We start from the raw sequence: 21,612 nt of genomic DNA, 5'->3' as shown, positions 1-21,612 counted from the left end.
GTCATGCACGCGCTCGCCAATCCGGCGCGTTTCCTGCGCATTGCCCGTCCCGCCACCGGCTGGTTGTTGGCGATCGGCCTGTTGCTGGCGCTTGCGGGGGTGATCGGCGGATTGACGCTGACGCCGCCCGATTATCTGCAGGGCGAGACGGTCCGCATCATGTACGTCCATGTCCCCGCCGCGTGGCTGGGCATGGCAGGCTGGGCGGGCATCGCGGGCGCCGCGATCAGCCAATTGGTCTGGCGCCATCCGCTGGCCGCCGTTGCCGGTCGCGCAATCGCGCCAGCCGGGGCAACCTTCACCGCCATCTGCCTGCTGACCGGTTCGATCTGGGGCCGGCCGACATGGGGCACGTGGTGGGAATGGGACGGGCGCTTGACGTCCATGCTGGTGCTGTTCTTTCTCTACCTCGGCTATATCGCCTTGGCTTCGGCGGAAGCGGAGCGCGGCGCCGGCGGGGAAGGGCGAGTGACCGCGATCTTTGGGCTGGTCGGCGCGATCAACCTGCCAATCATCCACTTTTCGGTGCTGTGGTGGCGCACTTTGCACCAGGGCCAGAGCATCGGCGTGTCCGGATCGAGCATCGACGGTTCGATCTTGTGGCCGCTGCCGCTTGCAGCGCTCGGGTTCGCCTGCCTGTTCGCGGCGTCGGTGCTGATGCTGATGCGCGCGCAGATTGCCCGAGCCCGGGTCGAGGCGCGCTTGCGTCGGGGTTTCGGGCAATGAACCACTGGTCGTTCGTGATTGCGGCCTATGCCGTCGCGCTGGTCGGAACCGCCGTGCTGCTGATCGCGTCCTGGCGAGCGATGCGCGCCGCCGAAGCGAAGGCCGCCGCGCTTCGCGAGCGCGCATGATCGCCAAGCCCAAGCACCAGCGCCTGGCGCTCGTCGTGGCCGCGATCGTCGCGGTCACCGCCGCCGTGCTGCTGGCGATGGTCGGCCTGCAGAACCGCGCCGCTTATTTCTACACGCCGGCCGAGATAGCCGCGGGCAGGGCGGAAGCCGGCACGCCGATCCGGCTTGGCGGGATGGTCGAGCAGGGATCGGTCAAGAAGCTGCCCGACGGCGTGACCACGCAGTTTCGACTGCACGACGCCGACGGTTCGGTACCAGTCAGCTTCCGCGGCATCCTGCCCGACCTGTTTCGCGAAGGCAGCGGTGCCGTCGCCGAGGGACAGATGCGCGCCGACGGGACATTTGTCGCCGATGAGATCCTGGCCAAGCACGACGAGCGCTACATGCCGCCGGAGCTTGGCAATCAGGCGGCCGAGCACAAGGCCGCGACGACGGTCGAGCAATGATCGCCGAGGCTGGCCTGGCGGCGCTGTGGCTGGCGGCGGCACTTGCCGTGCTCCAGGTGATCCTCGCCTTCGGGCCGGCAGCGGCGCGGTCGGAGGGGACGGGCCCGATACGCGCGGTGGCGATCACCGGCGGCGCGCTGTGCCTGTTTGCCATGGCGATGCTGATGATCGCCTTCCTGCGCACCGACCTGTCGCTGCTGCTGGTGGCGCAGAACAGTCACAGCGCCAAGCCGTGGCTGTACAAGCTGGCGGGATCGTGGGGTAACCACGAGGGCTCGATGCTGCTGTGGGTGACGGTGCTGGGGCTAGCCGGCGCCTCGCTGTCCGCATTCTCACGCCAGCTCGACGACCGGACCTTTGCCGCCTCGCTGGGCGCGCAGGGGGCGCTCGCGCTCGGCTTCTTCGCTTTCCTGCTGTTCGCGTCCAACCCCTTCGCGCGGCTCGATCCGCCGGCGCTCGAGGGCCGGGGCCTTAACCCCTTGCTACAGGACCCGGGCCTCGTCTTCCACCCACCCACCTTGTACCTCGGCTATGTCGGCCTGTCGGTCGCCTTCAGCCTGGCGGTCGGCGCCTTGCTGACGGGCCGTGTCGACGCCGTGCTGGCCAAGGCCATGCGGCCGTGGGTGCTGGCGGCGTGGATCCTGCTGACGCTGGGTATTACGGCGGGCAGCTACTGGGCTTATTACGAGCTTGGCTGGGGTGGCTGGTGGTTCTGGGACCCGGTCGAGAATGCGTCGCTGATGCCGTGGCTGGCGGCGACCGCGCTGCTGCATTCTGTCAACGTCCTCGCCGCCCGCGATTCCCTGCGCGCGTGGACGGTAATGCTGGCCATGATCGCCTTTTCCATGTCGATGGTGGGCACTTTCCTGGTCCGCTCCGGCGTGCTGACATCGGTGCATTCCTTTGCCGTCGATCCGCAGCGCGGGACGTTCCTGCTGGCCTTGCTCGCCGTCTATGTCGGCGCGGCCTTTGCCCTGTTCGCGCTGCGCTCCGGAAAGCTCGACGAAGGCCCGCGCTTCGAACTCGCCAGCCGGGAAGCGGCACTGGTCGGCAACAACTTGCTGGTCAGCGTGATCCTCGGCATCGTCTTCGTCGGCACGCTTTACCCGCTGTTCGTGGAGGCGGTCACCGGTAGCAAGCTGTCCGTCGGCGCCCCTTATTTTAACGCTGTCGCCGGACCGATCGCGCTGATTCTCGCCTTGCTGATCGCGGTCGGCCCGCTGCTCAACTGGCGGCGCGATAATGCCGGGCGCCTGCGGCGGCTCGTCATCCCCGCGCTCGTCGGGGTGACCGGTGCCGCGATCGCCTTGTTCGCGATCCCCGGGCCGGGCGTGCTGGCCAAGCTGGCGCTGGGTGTGGCGGCAATGCTGGGGATCGCCAGCCTGTTGCCGTTGCTGGGGCGGCGGCTGCGGCGCACGCCGCTGTCGACGTGGGGCATGGTCGTGGCGCATTTCGGCGTCGCAGTGGCGATCGTCGGCATGGCCGGAAGCGCGTTGCTGACAAAAGAAGTGCTGATCGCCGCCCGCCCGGGCGAGCAGGTCGAAGTCGGCCCGTGGCTGCTGGAATTCCGGTCGGTGACGCCGGTTGCCGGTCCGAACTGGACGGCCTTGGAAGCGGAATTGCGGGCATCGCGCGGGAGCGGGGTGTCGCTGCTCAAGCCGCAGGCGCGCTTTTATTCGAGTCCGCCGACCGAGACCACGGAAGCGGCCATCGAGACGGTAATGTCCGGCCAGCTGTACGCCGTGCTCGGCAAGCCAGCCGATGACGGGCGCTGGCAATTGCGGCTGTGGTGGAAGCCGCTGGTGACGCTGATCTGGTTTGGCGGTGCGCTGATCGCGCTCGGCGGCGCGCTTGCGCTGGTCGGTCGCGCCTGGCGCGGCTGGCGCCGGCGGAGGAGCGCATGAAGCGGCGGACGATTCTTCGCGCGCTGCCCGTCGCCATGGTAGGGCTGCTGGTCGCGGCCCTGGTCTGGCGCCTGGTCAATCCGCCTAACGACACGGTGCAGTCGCAACTGATCGACCGCCCGGTGCCTGCGTTCGCGGCATCGGCCGGCTTGCCCGGCAAGCCGGCGCTTGCGTCGACCGATCTTGCTGACGGCCGGCCCAAGCTGCTCAATTTCTTCGCCAGCTGGTGCGTGCCCTGCATTGGCGAGGCTCCGCTGCTCGACGAACTGGCGCGGCAGGGCGTACCGATCGTGGGCATCGCGGTGCGTGACCGGCCCGAAGACGTGCGCGCCTTCCTCGACGCCAACGGCGATCCGTTCGAGCGCATCGCCGCCGACCCGCAACGGCGATTGCAACTGGCCTTTGGATCGTCGGGTGTGCCCGAAACTTTCCTGGTCGACGGCCGCGGGGTGGTGCGGATGCAGCATATCGGCCCGATCCAGCCCGACGACGTGCCGCGGCTGATCGCTGCCGTGAAGGCCGCGCGATGAGGGCCGTCGCCGTCGCCTTGCTGCTTGTGCTGGCCAGCCCGGCCTGGGCGGATTCCGACATGCCGCCGGCCTATTGGGCCGACCGCCAATTGCCCGATGCGGGCCAGGAAGCGAGGGCCCTTGCGCTGATGGAAGAGTTGCGCTGCCTGGTGTGCCAAGGCCAGTCGATCGCGGACTCGGATGCGGAAATGGCGGGGGACATGCGCGACCTCGTCCGGCGCCGGATCGCCGCCGGGGAACGGCCTGCACAGATCCGGGGCTGGCTGGTCGAGCGCTACGGCGCGTGGATCACCTATCGCCCGCCGGCCGAGCCGGTGACGTGGCCGCTGTGGATCGCGCCGCTGGTGCTGCTTGGCGGCGGGTTGGCGCTGGTCGCGGCGCGGCTGAAGCGGAGGTCGCGGACGTGATGGGCTGGATTGCACTTGTCCTGATCGCCGCGCTGGCTGTCGGAGCGCTCTGGCTGCTCAAGCTTCGCGGAGCCTTGCTGCAACTTGGTGCGGCGGCGATCTTCCTCGGCGCCGCCGGTTATGCGCTGCAGGGATCGCCCGGCACGCCGGGGTCGCCGCGGACGTCCGCGCAGGCTGCGCCGCCGGTCCGGCTGACCAACATCCGGCACGATTTCTTCGGCCAGTTCACGGGAGCCGAATCCTGGCTGCGCATATCCGAGGCGCTGGCCAGCCGGGGTCGCACCGCCGACGCTGTCGGGGCCCTGACCGCTGCGGTGCGTGAGCATCCGGGCGATCCCCAATTGTGGGTAGGGCTGGGCAATGCACTGGTCGATCATGCCGGAATGATCACACCGGCCAGCCAGTTCGCCTATCGCCATGCGGCAGAGATCGCGCCCGGCCATCCTGCGCCGACGTTCTTTTACGGGCTGGCGCTGGCGCGTTCGGGAGAGCGGGAGGCGGCGATCGCCTTGTGGAAGGAGACATTGGCGCGGGCGCCGGCGGATGCGTCGTGGCGGCCGCGGGTCGAGGACGCGCTGGCCGCGCTGGACGGCACCGCCACGCCCTAGTCGCCGCGCCCGGTCTTGTCCTGCAGCGCGTCGATTCGTTCGGATGCCTGCGTTTTCGTCAGGCCCGGGTCGAACGTCTCGCCGGCTTCTTCGCTTAGCGTCTGCAGATAGGACGCCTGGGCGCCGGTCATCGGTTCATCGCCGGTGACCCAATCTTCCGGGTCCTTCTGCGCGTTGCCGGTCGGGTGCTGCTTGGGATTGTCGGTGAGCTGCTCGGACATGGTCGTGCCTTTTCAACAGTTTGTTGAAGTGCGAACGTCCGATGTTCTCCTAATGTTCCAATCCGAGAACGGGTTCGAATTGCAGGTCGAGTGCCTCGGCAACCGCCTGGTGGCGGACCTTGCCGCCCGAGACGTTAAGGCCGGCAGCAAGATGCGGATCCCGTCGCATGGCCTCGTCCGCGCCATATTTGGCAATGGTCAGGACGAAGGGCAGGGTGACATTGTTGAGCGCGAACGCCGAGGTGCGGGCCACCGCGCCCGGCATGTTGGCGACGCAATAATGAATGACCCCGTCGACTTCGTAGACCGGGTCGGCATGGGTGGTCGGGTGGCTGGTTTCGAAACAGCCGCCCTGGTCGATCGCGATGTCGACCAGCACCGAACCGCGCTTCATGGTCTTGAGCATGTCGCGGGTGACGAGTTTGGGCGCCGCTGCACCCGGGACAAGCACCGCGCCGATCACCAGTTCCGACTGCGCGACCGCGTCCGCGATCTGCGCCTTGGATGCATAAGCAGTGCGGATCTGGCTGGAAAAGAACATGTCGAGCTCGGCCAGCCGTTCCATGTTGATGTCGTAGATGGTGACGTCGGCGCGCATGCCGACCGCCATCTGCGCGGCGTTGACACCGGCCACGCCGCCGCCAAGGATCGCCACCTTGGCCGGACCGACTCCGGGGACGCCGCCAAGCAGGATGCCGCGGCCGCCCTGTTCCTTTTCCAGATAATGAGCGCCGACCTGGACCGACATGCGTCCGGCAACTTCGCTCATCGGTTTGAGCAGGGGCAAGGCGCCGCTGTTCGACGTCACCGTTTCATAGGCGATGCAGGTCGCGCCGGACTTCATCAGCCCTTCGGTCTGCGGCTTGTCGGCGGCGAGATGCAGATATGTGAAGAGGATGTGGCGCGGCTCGAGCAGCGCGATTTCGGACGCCTGCGGTTCCTTGACCTTGACGATCATATCGCTCGCCTTGAACACCTCGGCGGCCGTCGGAAGCATCGTCGCGCCCGCCTTTTGGAAGGCGGAATCAGGACAATCGATGCCGTTGCCGGCGTTGGTTTCGACGAACAGTTCGTGACCGGCGGCGACCAGTTCGCGGACCGATGCCGGGGTGAGACCCACCCGAAACTCGTTGTTCTTGATCTCCTTCGGCACACCGATGCGCATTACCCGCTCACTCCATGCTGTTGTGGCCGGGGCCTATAGACGGGCTGCGCGCCATTGTAAGCAGCGATTGCGGCCCACTTCCGCCGGTGCTAGGCCGCGCCGCGCCGCGCTTCCGGCGGAATGAGGCATTGAACAGTGCGCGTCTTCGTTGAGCCTAAGCTGATCATTCAAGCATGAGCATTAACGAGACCGGCGCAGCGCAGGCCGCGACGCCCCACGACTCGCACAGCCATACCCAGGGCCCGCTGCACAAGCTGGCGATTGCGGCGGTCGGCATCGTTTATGGCGATATCGGCACCAGTCCGATCTACGCCTTCCGCGAAACCTTTGCAGGCCATCACACGCTCGCTCCCGACCAGCTGCATGTGTGGGGCGTGCTCAGCCTGATCTTCTGGTCGATGATGATCATCGTCACGCTCAAATATCTGACCGTGATCATGCGCGCCGACAACAAGGGCGAAGGCGGCAGCCTGGCGCTGCTGGCGCTGATCAACCGGTCGCTGGAAAAGCGGGCCAAATGGACCGGCGGCATCGTCCTGCTCGGCGTTTTCGCGACCGCCCTGTTCTACGGCGACTCGATGATCACGCCGGCTATCTCAGTGCTTTCGGCGGTCGAGGGTCTGACCATCGTCGACCCGCTGTTCGAACCGCTCGTCATTCCGCTCGCCATCTTCATTCTCGTCGGCCTGTTCGCGATCCAGTCGCGCGGCACGGCGAAGGTCGGCTCGCTGTTCGGGCCGATCATGATCGTCTACTTCCTCACGCTCGCGGTGCTCGGCCTGTCGCACATCATTGAGCGGCCGGTCGTGATCCTCAACACGCTGAACCCGTGGCACGCGATCAACTTCTACATCCAGGAGCCGGTGCGGGCGTTCATCGCCATGGGCTCCGTCGTGCTGGCAGTCACCGGCGCCGAGGCCCTGTACACCGATATGGGGCATTTCGGCCGCAAGCCGATCCGCGTCTCCTGGCTGTACTTCGTCATGCCGGCGCTGCTGCTCAACTACATGGGGCAGGGCGCGATGCTGCTCAGCCAGCCGCCGCTCGAAGCCGTCGAAACGGTCAAGAACCCGTTCTTCTATATGGCGCCCGACATGTTCCGGCTGCCACTGGTGCTGCTTGCCACCGTGGCCACGATCATCGCTAGCCAAGCGGTAATCTCCGGCGCTTTCTCCGTCACCCAGCAGGCGATCCAGCTCGGCTTCATCCCGCGGCTGCGGATCACGCACACCAGCGAAGCGGCGGCGGGGCAGATCTACATCCCGGTCGTCAACTGGGCACTCCTGGCGATGGTTCTGTTGCTCGTGCTGATGTTCGGCAGCTCGTCCAACTTGGCCGCCGCTTACGGGATCGCCGTGACGGGTGCGATGCTGATCGACGGCGTGCTGATCGCGGTCGTGATGATCTACATCTGGAAATGGAACCGGCTGATCGTCGCGGCGCTGCTCGCGCTCTTTTTTGGTATCGACCTGCTCTATTTCTCGGCCAACCTGCTGAAGGTCCCCGACGGCGGCTGGTTCCCGCTGCTCATCGGCGCGATTGCCTTCACCTTGCTCACGACCTGGGCGAAGGGCCGGCAATTGATGATCGCCCGGATGAACGAGGCGACCCTGCCGATGCCGATCTTCATCAAGTCCGCGGCGCCGAGCGCGGCGCGCGTTCCCGGCACCGCTGTGTTCATGACCAGCTCGTCCGAAGGGGTGCCGCACGCGCTGCTGCATAACCTCAAGCACAACAAGGTCCTCCACGAGCGGGTCTTCCTGCTGACGGTGCGGATCGAGGATGTGCCATTCATCAACGCCGAGAAGCGGGCCACGGTCGAGGACTATGGCTCGGGCTTCTACCGGATCGTCCTGACCTACGGGTTCATGGAAGAAATCGACGTGCCCGCGGCGCTGGCCAAGGTCGAAGGCATTGGCCCCAGCTGCAAGACGATGGACACCAGCTTCTTCCTTGCTCGCCAGACGCTGCTCGCGTCGGCCCGGCCGGGCATGGCGATCTGGCGCGAAAAGCTGTTCGCCTGGATGCTGCGCAACGCGGAAAGCGCGATGGAATTCTTCAAGCTGCCGACCAATCGGGTGGTCGAACTGGGCAGTCAGCTGGAGATTTGAACCCGGCCATGGGCTCGCGGGTTGCGGCCCCATGCAACAGATTGCCTCCATCGTCGCGCCGCTCGCGACCACCATCGCCGCCCTCATCGTCGCGTCCAACCTGGGCGCCCGGATCACCGGCGCCGGCTTCATCATCTTTACCGTCGGATCGATCGGCTGGTGCCTGCTCGGCTACGCCACCGGACAGGACAATCTGTTGTGGCAGAACATCATCCTGACGGGCCTCAACCTGTTCGGCGTCTGGCGCTGGCTCGGCTGGCAACGGCGCATCGAAGAGGGAGGGGCGAAGGCCGCCAAGGACAGCAAGGGCGAGCCGTCCGAGACGCTCTTTCCCGTTTCGCTGCTGACCAAGGCCAAGATCGTGACCAAGGATGGTGAGGATCTGGGCAAGGCCGTGGACGCCATGGCGGGATGTGGCAGCGGACGGATTGCCTATCTGGTCGTCGCGGAAGGCGGGGTCGCGGGCGTCGGCGAGACGCTGCGCCGCTTGCCCTGGACCGGTTGCATGGCCGGCGAGGACGGCGTTACTGCGCCTGTCGCCCGGCAGGATTTCTGCAAGCTCGAAGCGCTTGAGCCGGACAATTGGCCGGCCCGCTGATCATTCTTGCTGAAATGGGGCAGGCGGACTTCGCCTGGCTCAACGGTCTGCGCCGGGAGCATTTCCCGCCCGAGCGCAACCGCGTGCCGGCGCACCTGACGCTGTTCCACGCGGTGGCGCCGTCCGCGGAGGACGAAGCGCGCCGCCGGCTGGCGAAGGCAGCGCGAAGCCGAGCTCCGGACGCCCGCATCGACGGCGTGATGAACCTTGGGCGCGGTGCTGCGCTGCGCGTCTTTTCCGATGGCTTGGCTATCGTTCGGGGGGACTTGGCCGACGCTTTCCACGGCCTGCTTACCGCGCAGGACATGGCGCCATGGCGCCCGCATATAACGATCCAGAACAAGGCCGATCCAGATGCGGCTCGCGCGCTGGTCGAGCATCTGCGTACGACCATCGACCCTCGGCCGCTCAAGATCGCGGGCCTGCAACTAATTCGCTATGCTGACGGCGACTGGGAGCCGCTGGGGCGCTGGGCCTTCTCAGGCTAGGTCAGTTCGCCGATGCCGTCGCAGCTGAGGTCGAACGCGGCAAGGCCGGATTCGAGGATCGACGGCAGCATCGGCAATTCCAGCAACTCGTCGATGATGCTTTCGGCGCCGCCATCTTCGAGCATTTCCTGCCCGTCCTGCAGCGCATCCGACCATTCCGAAGCATCGTAATTGCCGGCACCGACCCAGGAAAAGGCGATCACTTCGATGATCTGGTCTTCGGCCAGGTCCTCGAGGATCGACCGCAATTCTTCCTCGACACTGTCGTTGATCGTATCGTCCAGTACGGAAAGCGCGCCTTCATCCTCGTCGTCGACGTTGCTGGCGGCTTCGTCGTCGTCGTAATCCGACGGGGTTTGCGCGTCATATTCGCGCGCCCTGAGGATGATTCGGCAAAGCGTTTCGAGCGGTGTCGCGGGGTCCATAAGCGCCTCTTGTTTGATCCGCTTAACGAGATCGGACAGCAGCGGTTCCTGCCAATCACGGACTTCGTTGACCGGGCTACGCGCCGCACTTATATCGCCGCCGCGCCTGCACTTCGGGTGCAGCCTTGCGAATAGCCGCGCGATCGACCGCGGCTTCGACTGGGGCGGAGTAGCTCAGCTGGTTAGAGCAGCGGAATCATAATCCGCGTGTCGGGGGTTCAAGTCCCTCCTCCGCTACCACTCGAAAAGCCTAATAAATCAATCTCTTGTCTATCATACTGGCGGCCAATCGAGCGGCCAGCCGTGCTGCAATCTGTTTCCTTATATTTCCTTGGATTTCCGCCGTTTCCCTTTCGCTCGCGGGAACTCCATGCAGCACAAATGCGCCATGGCGCGCATCCGGTTCTTCCGTTAAACGTGAAGCACCGGTTCGGGGGAGGCGGCAGTGGGCAAATCGGGGTTGAGAAAGTCGGCAAGGCTCGGCCTTCAGGCTCTGCTCGCCCTGGGTATCAGCACCGTCTCACAGGCGGACGCTCCCGATTGGGAGCTGGTGAGCACGTCCGAAGCGGGCGTCAGTGTCTACCTCGACATCAACTCCGTTACGGTCGAGCCCGTCACGGTGCACGCCTGGATCAAATTTGTGCCCTCCGCTCGCTCAAACGTTCCATTCCGTGATGCAGTCGCGCGATGGCGCATCGATTGTGAGGCCGATACTCAAGCCACCATCTCAGCGACAAGTTACGGACCAAATGGCGAAGTGCGGTCAACTGAGACCAACGATGCTCGACCGGGCGAACCAATCGTACCCGGGAGCTACAGCGCGACCGTTCGCGACCTACTCTGCCCACTTCGTCGTGATCGGGTTCCAAACTGACCGCGCTGTTGCACCGACAGCGCTTCGCCCTTGCGATGCTGCTGCTGTTGGCCGCCTGCGATGACCGGCCGCGACAATGGGACCTGTTCATCTATCCGAATGCCGGCGACTTGACGGTGCACGAGGAGCTCAGAGGCTTCACTAGCTTTGAGCATTGCAAGGCCGCCGCGGACTACGCGCTAAAGCTGCGAAGCCCTGAAGGGGGCGGCACATTCGAGTGCGGATACATGTGCCGCTATGACCCGGGGATGCAGATCAACGTCTGCAAGGAAACGCGCGACTAAGCCCTAAAGCGCATGTGGGGTCCTCGATCGACGCTATTTCGCGGTGATTTTTGAACAGAATGATGCGCTCAATGTCCGCTGCGCCTATCTGACCCGGCTGGAAGGCGTACTCCCGCGAGTGCCCCGGAAGGCCGCAGATGCCGAGCTCACCGGGATAACGAATGCCGCCGCCGACGGGCTTTGTGACCAGCACCGCGGACGTGAACCGCCATCCCGCCTTCAACTGCTCAATGCGGGGAACAAGGGTCTCGACCAGGCGCGAATGATCCGCCCATAACTGCTCATTGTGGACGTTCAGGCGTGCGACTTCCTTAGAAGCTGCGATAGCAACGGAACTGCGAGCTCTTCGCGCGGCGCGCCTGAAGTGGCCTGAACCTATGCCATGCCGGAAGAGCTCCGCCGCTTCTGGATCGTACCGAGCGCCAGCATAATCAAGCTCGGCAAGCGCGAGGTCTGCCAGCCGCTCAATCCGGGACGCCAGGCGGTCGATCTGGTCATAAAGTTCGTGGCGCATCGATGCGAAATAGGCCTGCCGATAGGAGGCTTCACCTTGGGCAATAAGATGATCCGTGAGCTCGTCCGCAAAGAAAACAAAGGGGCGGGTGTCCCACGTATTGAATCGGTTTTGGCCGCCTACGATTGCGCCCGTGCAGAGGATGTCCTCCAGCTCCGGGACCGAAACGCTGCGATAAAGCCTCAGCCGCACGCTCATCGGCTCAGCGCGCCGCTCCGCCACTTCCTCTACGAATCTGCTGGCGACCTGCTGAGCGGAGGCGAAGCGCGCCATCAGCGTCAGTCGGCCTCGCTATATCGGTCGTCCTGTATGTCTCGCACCATACGGCCCAGGGCACGGACTAACGCGCTCGATCGCATCGTCTCAGCCGACCTTGCCCCGTGTTTCCAGGCGTTGTGGTTTCCTTTTGGCGCTCCCGGCGACTTGCCCCCGTGCAGCCGGCAGCGCTTCTTTCCTCGCATCGCCGGGCACAGGCACGCCGTCCCGCGACGGGTCCGGGCTAGGCAGCGCGGCGACAGGTTCATGGGGTTGTTCGTTGATTTTGGGGTTCGGCCCCCGCTGCCCCCCATTGTTGACTGTATCTGCGACAACTGCCTGCCCCCCTTCGTGCACGTGGACAACTTTGACGGTCTGCTTCCCACCGCGCTTCACTCGGGCCAGCGTTTCGACCGTGGCTCGGCATTGTGATTGAGCCTTCGCGGCCAGGTTTGTGTATCGTTCGACCGCTTCGGGATATTGGCCAGCGTTGACCAACGCGCGCCGCGTGTAGTCTGTGAAGATCGTGTCCAGCGTCAGCGCCTGGGCCGTCAGCATATCGGTAAGGCAATCGAGATTTCCCTGCCGTACCTTCCCGCACATTCCAGCGATGATCTTTGTAGTTTCTCCGAAGTCCGGCGGTTCCTTGCCGGTCGAGCAAACCTGATTTGCGAAGGCGCGCGAGACGACTGCATTTCGTTCCACGGTGCTCAGAACCAATGTGGCCAGCAGCTCCTCACGCGACTGACCCTCGGCTAAAACTGTCGGGACAGTCTCGACGCCCTTTTTCGCACTCCCCGCCACTATTTTACTGCGCGTCATGCTGCTGCCCTGCTCAGTCTTAGGCTCGATCGGATCGCGCATAGCTTAGGGAAGGGCAGGTCGGCCCCGGCCATGAAATCAAGCATCTCGTTGATGTCGAGGGCGTGTTGCTTGGCTAGCTTTATCCGCTCCTTCGACGTGGAGACGCGCCACCATTCGGTCAGCTGCGTTCGGACTAGCTCCACCGGCGCATCGCTACGGATGTGGTGTAATATGTGTGTAGAGGATTCCTCACCACTGGCAGGTGACGCAAAACAGCCATTTTCGGAGCCGAGCGTTGTGGTTTCCTCTACGTCGGGGTCGGGCAGTGTTGTGGTTTCCTCTACGCGTCGGGCCAGTAGCGTTGCGGAATCCTCTACCGAGTATTTTCCCGCCTGACGGTCGCGATGGTAGCGTTTCAGGACCTTTTGGCGGCGCTCCAAGCGCTTGCGAGACTTGGCTGACAGCTTGGAAAGGTCAGTCGGCGGGAGCTCATCCTCATTGAGCAGGCGGCCTTTCTCGCCGATCCAGTTGAGCCTCCAAGCGGCCGCCCTCGATTGCTCACCTGCCCGAACGAAGCAGCCGCGGGTGGTGCAAGTGATCCACCCGGTCGCCTGGAGCTCTTCGAAGGCGGCCGCTGCGACGCGAAAGTCACTGAAACCTAAACGGTGAGTGGCGTCGCGCACCGACAAGAACAGTTCGCCGTTGTTCCTACCGTTGTAGATCGACAGAAGCTCCAGCTTGAGAAGTCTGGCGGCTGGGGACAAGCAGCTTTCGCGTGGCGACTGAAATAACGCTCGGCGTTGGATCATCACAGCGTTGTCACGGCCCAGTCGGTCGGGGCTACGCCCCTTGGCGTCTGTGCGAGACCGGCCCAAGCTCAAGCAGCCCCGGGAGCGTCGCGGAGCGACAGATCGTACTGTTCCGGTCGAATGCGCCAGCCGTGATGAACCTTGAGCGAAGTCGCATAGGCTGCCGCCTCTCGTTCTGAGGCAAACCTACTGAGTGGCCGCATATGAGCGGGGCAGGGGCGGACGGTGACGCCCCACATATCGTCAATGTGCTGGACCCGCACGATCGGCTGGAGTCGCAGGCTCACTACCTCACCCATCTCAGTCGTCCCCGCCGAGAAAGCGATCAATGTCCTCGTAGGTCTGCCTCGTGTACTCCTCAGCCCAGATACTGTCGCCCGGCCCGAAAAGCCGGCGAAGCTTCCAACGCAACGCGGCTGGGGTAGGAGCTCGCATTTGGACCAGAGCCATCTCAGCGTCCGACAGGGCGTCTGCGGCCCTTGAGGCCGCCTCCTCGATCGCGTCAACGTTCGTTATGGAACGGGCCTGTTCGTGCTGTTGGCGATAAGCGTGCACCGCGTCGATAGCTGCCTGCTTCGTAGCCTTCGCGGATTCAAGATCGCCCCACCATGTACGACCGTGATTGGCGACGAGCGTGTCGATCACATCGCTCAAGTCACGTTCAAGCAGGTCGCGTTCGCAGTAGATCGGTAGCTCGCCGGTAGGGATTGATGCGCGGTCAGGTCTTAGCTCGCAGAAGCGCTTGAATGCGGCATCGTAAAGTCGATGCTTCTCGTCACATTCGGTCTCCAGCCGGTTGAGCTCTGCCATCGCGCCAGCCCACGCTTGCTCTGCTTGGCCGGCGGGGCGCTCAAGGATCATGCTTTCCATAGCGGTTTCTCCTGTCATGGGGGCCGCGCGCCGCAGAGGCCGGGGGCGGCGAGAGCTCACGCCGCGGCGCTGAAGGCTCGCTCAAGCTCGGATTTGCGGAAATAGAGCTTCCGCCCCATTCGGATCGCGGGGAGCTGACCGCCTTCCACCATGTGGTAAACCGCCCTGGGCTTCACTCCGATGTGGGCTGCCGCGGCGCTTGCTCCTGGCAACAGGTCGTCTGACAAAACCATTTCCATCCCTTTCCGAATAAGAACATGCTTATTCTACCAGTCCCGCTTGTTCCGGGCAAGGGAAAAGAATAGGGTTGTTCTACCGGGGAGACGGATGGACTATACGTACAAGCAGATTGAGGAGCTGATTGGGCGCCTCCACGGGGTTCATCCGGATCGTCGCGTGGCGTTGCTCGGACGCATCAAGCACTTCCAGCGGCTTGGTTGGCCTGAAGGCAGCAACGTGGGCAAGGGCACCCGCGTCCGCTATGATACGAGGCGCACGCTATCTCTTGTCATTGCCTTTGAGCTGCTCGACGTCGGAGTGACCCCAGACCGAGCCGTCGCCCTTCTCAGGTCGCATTTAACAATCTTTCCGGTGTCATTCCTCGCTGCACTTCGTGCCTACAGAGGGACGCTGGGCGCAGTGCAAATCAGCGACGCCAAAATCGATGGCAAGGACGTGAAGAGCTATTTCGGCGGAGAGGGGGATGCACTCCTCGTTATTTCGCCCTCGTCGATGCGCTATTTGAAATGGGCGCACGATGACGAGCGAGAGCGATTAGGTGAGGCGTCGTTCCTAACGAGCGAGCCAGAGCTGATCGCTTCCTTCCTCCGAAGCTCGAATCTTCGGCAAGCCGCCGTGCTGAATATCTCCATTCTGATTGCAGACTTCGTGGAGGTTGCTCGGAGCTTGGGGCCTGTTGATCTCAGCGAGGTCGAGGAAGACCTCCAAAAATGGGTGGACGACCTTCACATCAAGCTGGAGCTTGAGTTTCATGAGCATTCGCAAACGTAGTTGGCGCGATCGACGCGGCGAAGAGCGCCAGGCATGGCTGGTGGATTATCGCGACGCGGCCGGCAAGCGTCGATCAAAGCAGTTCGCTCGGAAGCGCGATGCAGAGGCTTGGCTGACCTCCGCGGCTTGGCAAGTGTCGCAGGGTATCCACACCCCAGATTCACAGTCAGTCACCGTGGAAGTGGCTGCCAAGCTGTGGATTAGCAAGGCTGAGGCAGAGGGCCGGGAGCGCTCCACTATCAAGCAGTACAAGGAGCTGGCGCGGCTGCACATCGTGCCGCTCGTCGGCGCTCAGAAGCTGTCTCGGCTTTCTATGCCGGCCGTTGAGGCTTTTCGGGATCAACTTGTGGCGACGCGCTCCCGGGCAATGGCGGGGAAAGCGGTGAGGGCGCTGTCGTCTATCCTAACGGAGGCACAACGTCGCGGGCTGGTCGCGCAGAACGTCGCCAAAGGGGTGAAGGTGGTTCGGCCGTCACGTGACCGGGCACACATTGTCATTCCCACTCAAGACGAGCTTAGAGCACTTCTGAGGCACGCAGATGCAGGATTTCGGCCGATGCTGCTCACGGCGATCGTCACTGGCCTGCGCTCTTCGGAGTTGCGTGGACTGTTATGGATCGACGTGGATCTGAAAGGCGGGACCATCACCGTGTCGCAGCGAGCCGATCAATGGGGCGACATCGGGCCGCCGAAGTCCAGGGCTGGCTATCGCACCATTCCGATAGGCCCCGCTATCGTCTCGGAGCTGCGACAGTGGCGTCTACGCTGTCCAAAGGGGCCGCTCGGCCTTGCATTTCCGAATAGCGATGGCGGCGTCCTTCATCACTCTAATCTGCTTTCTCGCCGCTTCTGGCCTACCCAGGTGAGGGCGGGGGTCGCCATCCCAACCGACAAGCTCGACGATGACGGCCATCCTATGATGAGAGCCAAGTACGGCCTTCACGCCCTTCGCCATGCCGCTGCCAGCGCCTGGATACGGCAGGGCGTCGATCTGAAGCGGCTCACTAGCTGGATGGGGCACAGCTCCGTGCAGATCACCCTCGACACGTATGGGCACCTGATTGCGGATGCGGCCGGCGACGCCGAGATTGCCGCTGCAGCTCAAGCTGAGCTGTTGGCTTAGCCCGCCGCGGCTAGTGTCTGCTTTCGACCCATTCCGGACATTAGCGTTGTGCCCGCTTTGCGCCCATCTTCGCCGTCGGAAACCGTTCGATGTGAGCCCGAAAGCGGTCATTCGCCCTGGCCGTTTCCTCGTTGGTCATCTTGACCCTGAGGAGAAACGTCATGGGCTACTCGTCATTTGATCCCGCTGGCCGCAATCTTCCTGCTTGGAATGCAGGTCGGAAGATCGGGCCTAAGCGCGCGCTGAAACAGAAAGAAGTTTGGGCCATTCCCTTCTGGCTCGAGCAGGAAGGTCGCGTTCGTGACCGCGCGCTGTTTGACGTTGCGGTTGATAGCAAACTGCGAGGTTGTGACCTCGTACGTTTGAAGATCGGCGACCTGGTGAGGGGAAACGATGTCCGATGCCGTGCACTCGTTATCCAGCGAAAGACCGGCCGACCTGTCCAGTTCGAGATTTTGGAACCGGCGCGCACCAGCCTGTTGAAGTGGCTCGAGCGACGCGGTGGGACCGTCGAGAATTTCGCGTTCCCGAGCCGCGTCGATCACTCTCAACACCTGAGCACCCGACAGTACAGTCGTCTCGTTGATGAGTGGGTAACAGCGATTGGGCTGAAGGCCGGCGACTTCGGCACTCACTCTCTCAGACGAACTAAGGCCGCTATAATCTATAAGCAGACAGGCAATCTGCGCGCCGTGCAGATCCTGCTTGGGCATGCCAAAATCGAAAGCACAGTGCGCTATCTGGGTGTGGACATAAAAGACGCGCTGGAGCTCGCCGAGGCAGTTGAAGTCTGATCGATGGCAGGCGCCGACCTAGCGCGGCGCCTGCCACGCCATCTTAAGGTAGAGCGGGTTTACGGTAGGCCAGTGTCGGCTTTCGGCCAAAGGCGGAGGTCAGACTAAGGGGTTAGATCGAAAGTCAGAGGGGTATCTGAAAGACGGCTCGTCCGTATTCGTCAACTACCCCTAGCCACCCGACGTAGGGTGGCTTGCCGGATAAAACGCGCGCTTCCCAAAGGTCGGCGACGTGGGCGGCGGCATGTTCTCTCACCGCTTCAATGTGCGGAAGCTCCGTCCCCACGAGATCCGGGACTGTGCCGTCGTCCGCATGAACATTGAAAAAATACCTCACAACGGTCGTCCCGAAATGGCAGGCCCCGGGGACGCCGGGGCCTGCGCAGCATCAAGCGTCCTGCAATTGCTTCGATGTCTTCTTCGACCGTTCGGCATCGCCGAGAGGAGCGTCGAGTTGGTGGGTCTCGCCGCGACCGATGTCGATCTTGCGCGGTTTCATCGCCTCGGGGATTTCTCTCGTGAGCTCGATCGACAGGAGCCCGTCCCTGAGATCCGCGCCCGTGACAGTAATGTGGTCCGCGAGCCCGAAGCGGCGTTCGAACGATCGGTTGGCGATGCCACGATGGATATAAGTCGCGCCGTTATCCTCGCGTTTCTGACCGCTGACGATCAGCTGGTTCTGATGGGCGGTGATGTCGATCTCGTCCTGCGTGAACCCAGCCACCGCCAGCGAGATGTGGAACTCGTTATCGCCGAGCTTGACGAGGTCGAACGGCGGGTAGTTGTCCTGCGACTGACCCGACGCGCTGTTCTCCAGCAATTCGAAAAGACGGTCGAAGCCAACGGTGGAGCGCCGGAAAGGCGCGAAGTCGAAAGCGCTTGGCATTTTCCATGTCCTCCATCTGAAGCGACTGGCGGACTGCGGCACGACGCCGAGGCCCGTCACCGGGCCCGATCTGGCACCCGGCGACGGGGAAATAATTTCGGCATTTCAGGTTTCAAGGGCACCTTGCGATCTGAAAAGTCTCTATCCGCTTCGCGGAGCGGCCAGAAGATTCGGCAATCTCTTTAGTTCGAGGGAATCGTCCGCCTGGAACGAAACGGCGACTCCACAATCTTTGCCATCGGCGAAGCCAGCAGCTGGGCCAGCGCAGTCAATCGACCGTCCAGTGAATTGGCTTGAAACTACCTCCATTGCTGTCACGGGCCGAGCAGGCGGTCAGGCCGATGACAACATCCTCTTTCGCCTCGAACACGATCCGGTCGCCGGCCTTGCTGATCGGCGGCAGCACCTTGAACCGTCCGGTCTCGCCATCGACCGGCACGTTCATGAAGCAATTGAAGGCAGATGGGATCATGTCTTCGTTGACGCCAAAAGGCGCCAACGCCTCGGCTAGGTTGCCGAAGCAACCGCGGTGCGGGTCGTGATCGTCATAGCAGATGCGGAAGGTATCCTTGCTGCACGGGGTGAGCAGGAAGTCGTGCCGCCCCACCATGTCCTCGACGATCTCTAGCAAGGGGTTTGAGCGATTGGAGAAGAGCTGGTGACCGGTGGTGAGGTAGATCGTCTCGGCATAGTCGAACGTGCGGCCGGCCGAGATCACTTCGCCGATGTCGGCGCGTTTGAAGGCGAGGAGGTCAGCGACCTGCATGCCCTCCGGATCGATCACCGTCAGCCGCTGGCCCTTGTCCATCGTGAAGGCTGTGCCGGAACGCGGCGGGATTTCATTGATCAAGAGGTAAGTCCTTCATGGGGCGGCCGCTAAACGGGCAGCGCCACTCGTCATTGACCGCGCGCCCGCTGTACTGGCGCGCGGCGGAAATGGTGCCGTGCTCCGCGAGCATCGGATTGATCGAGCCGGCCAGCTTCTCGTCGCGCGACAGGATGGCGGTACGCAGCGGCTGATAGCGACCGGCGGCGCGCAGCCGCTCGAACTGGTCGTGGAGATTGAAGACTAGCGCGGGCGTTTTGAAGCGCCGGGCCGGACGGCTGGCGTGCGGATGGAGCCCGACGACGAAAAAGCCCTCACCTCCGAAGCTGAGCGCGAAATGCGGATCGGCCGGATCGTGCGCGACGCGCGGATCGGGCGGCTGGCCGAGCCAGTCATCCTTGTCACTGAGCGACTGGAGGCGCTGCCACATCTGCTGCTCGAATTCTTCTTCGCTTTCCGGGGTCCCCGTCTCGAACAGTACCGCCAGCGACTGGAACGGCTCCGGTTCCTCGCGATAGTCGCGGACCATCGCGTAGATCGAGGGCAGGATGCGAAGGTCGTCCCATGCCGACTTAAAATCGCGGGCCACCACGAACCGCATGGTTCCACGGTTCAGCGCCGCCTTCGCGCCGACGCAAGGAAACCCTCCGTCCCCAATGAAGCGGCGGAAGCGGTCCACCAAGGGATGGTCGGTATCGTCGGCGGCAGTCAGCATGCACCCTGTAACGGCAGTCGCTCGAATCGGTTTCATTGTTGCGAAGCCGACATTCGCGGATCGCCGATTGACGATGCCACGGCGGGCCGGGCCCGGCGCACCTTCATGATCCCTCGCCAGAATTGGGATTAAAAACGCTCGAATGAATGTGATTTGATTGGATCCAACCGCCTAATTTGGTCGACCTAATGGCGGAAATTGGCTTTGGCGCGCAAAAGCGGAACGTCTGCTATCGGCCAAAAGCTGTCACACAGGTTGGTGTCTCTAATGTCCGCTTTCCACCCGACGCAGACACTTCGGTTCAGCCTCACAGATCGGATCTAACTGTCGAGCAACTTCCGAACCATCGATGCGAGGGCATCGAATGTGAACGGCTTGGTGATCAGCGAAACGCCCTCGTCGAGACGTCCGTTGTGGACGATCGCGTTGCGCGTATACCCAGTCGTGAAAAGCACCTTGATGTCGGGCCGGAATTCCAAGGCCTCATCCGCGACCTTGCGCCCGTTCAGGCCGGGGAGCACGACATCGGTAAAGAGCAGGTCCACATCCGGCCGCTTGCGAAGGATGGAAAGGCCGGTCTGTCCGTCTTCAGCCTCGAGCACTCGATAGCCTAGCTCGCGCAGAACTCCAACGGAGTATTCTCTCAGCCCCTCGTGGTCCTCGATGACGAGAATCGTTTCGGAACCGCCGTCGGCACGGTCCGAAACCTGCTCTTCGTCCGCTGCCTCGACGCGATGGTCGCGCGGCAAGTAGAGCTTGACCGTGGTCCCTGCGCCGGGCTCGCTGTAGATGCGGATGTGACCGCCGGACTGCCTGACGAAGCCATAAACCTGACTTAGCCCCAGTCCTGTGCCCTTGCCTGCTTCCTTGGTGGTGAAGAATGGCTCGAACACCCGGTCGATGGTTTCCTTGTCCATGCCTTGCCCTGTGTCGGAGACCGCAAGCATCACATATTGCCCGGGCGGCACGGGCTCGACCAATGCGCTGACATAATTTTCGTCGAGCGAGACGTTAGCGGACTCGATCGTGAGCCTGCCTCCGTCCGGCATAGCGTCGCGGGCATTTATGGCGAGGTTCATCAGCGCGCTCTCGAGCTCCGCCGGGTCGGCGTGCGCGAGCCAAAGCCCAGCGGCAGAGACGTTTTCGAGAGCGACGGTTTCACCCAACGTCCTTTGAAGCAGGTCGCTGAGGCCCGCGATTAGCTTGTTCAGGTCGATGGACTTGGGAGCGAGTGGCTTTCGTCGCGCGAAGGCAAGCAGCCGCGAAGTCAGGGTCGCGGCACGCTCAGCGCCCTGGGATGCGAGGGCGACCATGCGTCTCAGCCGCGCAAGGTCCAAATCGCCACGATCTTTTTCCGTCTCGCGACGGACGCTGTCGAGGCCGCCCATGATCACGGTGAGGAGGTTGTTGAAGTCGTGCGCGACGCCGCCGGTTAGCTGCCCCACCGCCTCCATTTTCTGCGCCTGACGAAGTGACTCCTCCGCCTGCATACGCTCGCGTATCTCCGCTGACACGCGCTGCTCGAGCGTCTCGTTAAGCGCTCTGAGGTCGTCGTTCAGGCGATCCGCTTTCTCTAGCGCCTGAGACAGCTCGCCAGCCTTCCGCCGGACCTCTACGCGTGCCTTATCGAGCGATGCCGCAAGGGCCGTGGCGCGATCAGTCGCTTCCCGCGCAACCCGTACCAAGCCGCGGCTTGCAAGCTGCTCCGCTTCAGCTTGGAGGAGGGCAGGAAGCAGCGGCGCCTGGGCGAAAGTCTCAACCGGGAATTGGGTCTCCGCACCAATAAGCATAAAGACTGCGTCGCGGACGACCAGCACTCGAGAATCCTTCGGCTTTCCACCTCGAGGGAAAGGCAGCCGTATCTCCATTGCTCCGAAGTCATGCCGCTTCTTCAGGAAGTCGCGCCAGTCCGGCCCGCCCGGGAGCGTTTGCGGGAAGCCGGGCGCGGGGGTCAAAACATCGATCGCTTCGTCGCGCAGGAAAACGAGGAACGCTTCGGCACCGAGCTCGTGAGCGATCCGCTCCGCCTCCGCAGCCCGAGACTCCGGGGCCGCAAGCCGGCTAAAAAGCTCATGGATGTCGTGTGGCAC

General features: G+C 63.4%; 28 protein-coding genes and 1 tRNA gene. 16 read left to right on the top strand and 13 right to left on the bottom strand.

The annotated features are described in order from the left end of the window. Window positions 1–3 precede the first annotated feature (3 nt). Genes ccmC through H8M03_RS02595 form a run of 7 tightly spaced genes read left to right on the top strand, consistent with a single transcriptional unit; the run spans window position 4 to window position 4,749 of the window. Entirely contained in the window at window positions 4–726 is a 723-nt protein-coding gene (gene ccmC, locus H8M03_RS02625; RefSeq protein WP_187480217.1) for a heme ABC transporter permease CcmC, read from the top strand. Next, on the top strand, window positions 723–854 hold the full coding sequence (gene ccmD, locus H8M03_RS02620; protein WP_187480216.1) for a heme exporter protein CcmD: 132 nt from the start codon (window positions 723–725) through the stop codon (window positions 852–854). The genes ccmC and ccmD overlap by 4 nt, the downstream gene beginning before the upstream one ends. Continuing rightward, entirely contained in the window at window positions 851–1,300 is a 450-nt protein-coding gene (ccmE, locus tag H8M03_RS02615) for a cytochrome c maturation protein CcmE (protein WP_187480215.1), read from the top strand. Before ccmD ends, ccmE begins: the two co-directional genes overlap by 4 nt. Then, window positions 1,297–3,204 carry a heme lyase CcmF/NrfE family subunit gene (locus H8M03_RS02610; RefSeq protein ID WP_187480214.1) on the top strand — a complete coding sequence of 636 codons (1,908 nt, stop codon included), beginning with the start codon at window positions 1,297–1,299 and terminating at the stop codon, window positions 3,202–3,204. The genes ccmE and H8M03_RS02610 overlap by 4 nt, the downstream gene beginning before the upstream one ends. Further along, window positions 3,201–3,734 (top strand): redoxin family protein, encoded by a 534-nt coding sequence (locus H8M03_RS02605; RefSeq protein ID WP_187480213.1) that lies wholly within the window; start codon window positions 3,201–3,203, stop codon window positions 3,732–3,734. Before H8M03_RS02610 ends, H8M03_RS02605 begins: the two co-directional genes overlap by 4 nt. Continuing rightward, entirely contained in the window at window positions 3,731–4,141 is a 411-nt protein-coding gene (locus H8M03_RS02600; RefSeq protein ID WP_187480212.1) for a cytochrome c-type biogenesis protein, read from the top strand. The genes H8M03_RS02605 and H8M03_RS02600 overlap by 4 nt, the downstream gene beginning before the upstream one ends. Continuing rightward, entirely contained in the window at window positions 4,141–4,749 is a 609-nt protein-coding gene (locus H8M03_RS02595; RefSeq protein WP_281400263.1) for a tetratricopeptide repeat protein, read from the top strand. The genes H8M03_RS02600 and H8M03_RS02595 overlap by 1 nt, the downstream gene beginning before the upstream one ends. On the opposite strand, the gene H8M03_RS02590 is transcribed toward H8M03_RS02595, so the two are convergent. Both H8M03_RS02590 and ald read right to left on the bottom strand, forming a co-directional pair. After that, the gene (locus H8M03_RS02590; protein ID WP_187480210.1) at window positions 4,746–4,970 is read right to left on the bottom strand and encodes a DUF3072 domain-containing protein; all 225 of its coding nucleotides are present in this window, start codon (window positions 4,968–4,970) and stop codon (window positions 4,746–4,748) included. The genes H8M03_RS02595 and H8M03_RS02590 overlap by 4 nt on opposite strands. A 49-nt stretch (window positions 4,971–5,019) precedes the next feature. Continuing rightward, complete coding sequence (gene ald / locus H8M03_RS02585) at window positions 5,020–6,135, bottom strand: alanine dehydrogenase (RefSeq protein WP_187480209.1); 1,116 nt, start codon at window positions 6,133–6,135, stop codon at window positions 5,020–5,022. A 173-nt stretch (window positions 6,136–6,308) separates the two neighbouring features. On the opposite strand from ald, the gene H8M03_RS02580 reads away from it, so the two are divergent. The 3 genes from H8M03_RS02580 to H8M03_RS02570 are packed head-to-tail and all read left to right on the top strand — an operon-like array spanning window position 6,309 to window position 9,332. Then, window positions 6,309–8,246: a potassium transporter Kup gene (locus H8M03_RS02580; protein WP_187480208.1), complete on the top strand. Its 1,938-nt coding sequence runs from the start codon at window positions 6,309–6,311 to the stop codon at window positions 8,244–8,246. A gap of 31 nt (window positions 8,247–8,277) precedes the next feature. Further along, the gene (locus tag H8M03_RS02575) at window positions 8,278–8,844 is read left to right on the top strand and encodes a PRC-barrel domain-containing protein (protein ID WP_187480207.1); all 567 of its coding nucleotides are present in this window, start codon (window positions 8,278–8,280) and stop codon (window positions 8,842–8,844) included. After that, window positions 8,829–9,332 (top strand): 2'-5' RNA ligase family protein, encoded by a 504-nt coding sequence (locus tag H8M03_RS02570; protein ID WP_246449008.1) that lies wholly within the window; start codon window positions 8,829–8,831, stop codon window positions 9,330–9,332. The genes H8M03_RS02575 and H8M03_RS02570 overlap by 16 nt, the downstream gene beginning before the upstream one ends. On the opposite strand, the gene H8M03_RS02565 is transcribed toward H8M03_RS02570, so the two are convergent. Continuing rightward, window positions 9,329–9,757 (bottom strand): DUF3775 domain-containing protein, encoded by a 429-nt coding sequence (locus H8M03_RS02565; protein ID WP_187480206.1) that lies wholly within the window; start codon window positions 9,755–9,757, stop codon window positions 9,329–9,331. The genes H8M03_RS02570 and H8M03_RS02565 overlap by 4 nt on opposite strands. Window positions 9,758–9,920: 163 nt before the next feature. Here H8M03_RS02565 and H8M03_RS02560 point away from each other — a divergent pair. The 3 genes from H8M03_RS02560 to H8M03_RS02555 all read left to right on the top strand — a co-directional run bounded on the left by H8M03_RS02560 (window position 9,921) and on the right by H8M03_RS02555 (window position 10,915). Continuing rightward, a tRNA-Met gene (locus H8M03_RS02560) sits at window positions 9,921–9,997 on the top strand. A 205-nt stretch (window positions 9,998–10,202) separates the two neighbouring features. Beyond that, window positions 10,203–10,631, top strand: coding sequence for a surface-adhesin E family protein (locus tag H8M03_RS12965; RefSeq protein WP_425506858.1), 429 nt, complete (start codon window positions 10,203–10,205; stop codon window positions 10,629–10,631). 35 nt (window positions 10,632–10,666) lie between these two features. Continuing rightward, complete coding sequence (locus tag H8M03_RS02555; RefSeq protein ID WP_187480205.1) at window positions 10,667–10,915, top strand: hypothetical protein; 249 nt, start codon at window positions 10,667–10,669, stop codon at window positions 10,913–10,915. Here the strand turns inward: H8M03_RS02555 and H8M03_RS02550 are convergent. The 5 genes from H8M03_RS02550 to H8M03_RS12995 form a co-directional block, all read right to left on the bottom strand. Continuing rightward, window positions 10,887–11,702, bottom strand: a complete 816-nt coding sequence (locus H8M03_RS02550; protein ID WP_187480204.1) for a hypothetical protein — start codon at window positions 11,700–11,702, stop codon at window positions 10,887–10,889. The two genes, H8M03_RS02555 and H8M03_RS02550, sit on opposite strands and share 29 nt — an antisense overlap. Before the next feature lie 5 nt (window positions 11,703–11,707). Next, entirely contained in the window at window positions 11,708–11,890 is a 183-nt protein-coding gene (locus tag H8M03_RS12960) for a hypothetical protein (RefSeq protein WP_425506864.1), read from the bottom strand. A gap of 612 nt (window positions 11,891–12,502) precedes the next feature. After that, window positions 12,503–13,297 (bottom strand): hypothetical protein, encoded by a 795-nt coding sequence (locus tag H8M03_RS02540; protein ID WP_187480202.1) that lies wholly within the window; start codon window positions 13,295–13,297, stop codon window positions 12,503–12,505. Window positions 13,298–13,597: 300 nt separating this feature from the next. Continuing rightward, the gene (locus H8M03_RS02535; RefSeq protein WP_187480201.1) at window positions 13,598–14,167 is read right to left on the bottom strand and encodes a hypothetical protein; all 570 of its coding nucleotides are present in this window, start codon (window positions 14,165–14,167) and stop codon (window positions 13,598–13,600) included. Between the two features lie 56 nt (window positions 14,168–14,223). Beyond that, window positions 14,224–14,319, bottom strand: coding sequence for a helix-turn-helix domain-containing protein (locus H8M03_RS12995; RefSeq protein WP_246449151.1), 96 nt, complete (start codon window positions 14,317–14,319; stop codon window positions 14,224–14,226). Window positions 14,320–14,494: 175 nt separating this feature from the next. Between H8M03_RS12995 and H8M03_RS02525 the strand changes: the two genes are divergently transcribed. The 3 genes from H8M03_RS02525 (at window position 14,495) to H8M03_RS02515 (ending at window position 17,095) form a co-directional block, all read left to right on the top strand. Next, window positions 14,495–15,178, top strand: a complete 684-nt coding sequence (locus tag H8M03_RS02525; RefSeq protein ID WP_187480199.1) for a hypothetical protein — start codon at window positions 14,495–14,497, stop codon at window positions 15,176–15,178. Continuing rightward, window positions 15,159–16,301, top strand: a complete 1,143-nt coding sequence (locus tag H8M03_RS02520; protein ID WP_187480198.1) for a tyrosine-type recombinase/integrase — start codon at window positions 15,159–15,161, stop codon at window positions 16,299–16,301. Before H8M03_RS02525 ends, H8M03_RS02520 begins: the two co-directional genes overlap by 20 nt. A gap of 161 nt (window positions 16,302–16,462) precedes the next feature. Continuing rightward, entirely contained in the window at window positions 16,463–17,095 is a 633-nt protein-coding gene (locus H8M03_RS02515; RefSeq protein ID WP_187480197.1) for a tyrosine-type recombinase/integrase, read from the top strand. 124 nt (window positions 17,096–17,219) lie between these two features. On the opposite strand, the gene H8M03_RS12955 is transcribed toward H8M03_RS02515, so the two are convergent. The 5 genes from H8M03_RS12955 to H8M03_RS02495 form a co-directional block, all read right to left on the bottom strand. Next, entirely contained in the window at window positions 17,220–17,381 is a 162-nt protein-coding gene (locus H8M03_RS12955; protein WP_484592933.1) for a DUF6894 family protein, read from the bottom strand. Window positions 17,382–17,483: 102 nt separating this feature from the next. Next, window positions 17,484–17,981 carry an Hsp20 family protein gene (locus H8M03_RS02510; RefSeq protein WP_187480196.1) on the bottom strand — a complete coding sequence of 166 codons (498 nt, stop codon included), beginning with the start codon at window positions 17,979–17,981 and terminating at the stop codon, window positions 17,484–17,486. Between the two features lie 268 nt (window positions 17,982–18,249). Continuing rightward, a complete protein-coding gene (locus H8M03_RS02505; RefSeq protein WP_187480195.1) occupies window positions 18,250–18,789 on the bottom strand; it encodes a DUF1989 domain-containing protein in 540 nt (179 codons plus the stop codon). 31 nt (window positions 18,790–18,820) lie between these two features. Then, on the bottom strand, window positions 18,821–19,522 hold the full coding sequence (gntA, locus tag H8M03_RS02500) for a guanitoxin biosynthesis heme-dependent pre-guanitoxin N-hydroxylase GntA (RefSeq protein WP_187480194.1): 702 nt from the start codon (window positions 19,520–19,522) through the stop codon (window positions 18,821–18,823). 320 nt (window positions 19,523–19,842) lie between these two features. Next, window positions 19,843–21,612 carry an ATP-binding protein gene (locus tag H8M03_RS02495; protein ID WP_246449006.1) on the bottom strand — a complete coding sequence of 590 codons (1,770 nt, stop codon included), beginning with the start codon at window positions 21,610–21,612 and terminating at the stop codon, window positions 19,843–19,845.

Origin of the sequence: Sphingomonas sabuli (assembly GCF_014352855.1) — a bacterium.
Taxonomy (GTDB): domain Bacteria; phylum Pseudomonadota; class Alphaproteobacteria; order Sphingomonadales; family Sphingomonadaceae; genus Sphingomicrobium; species Sphingomicrobium sabuli.
This window is presented reverse-complemented; position numbering and strand designations above follow the sequence as displayed.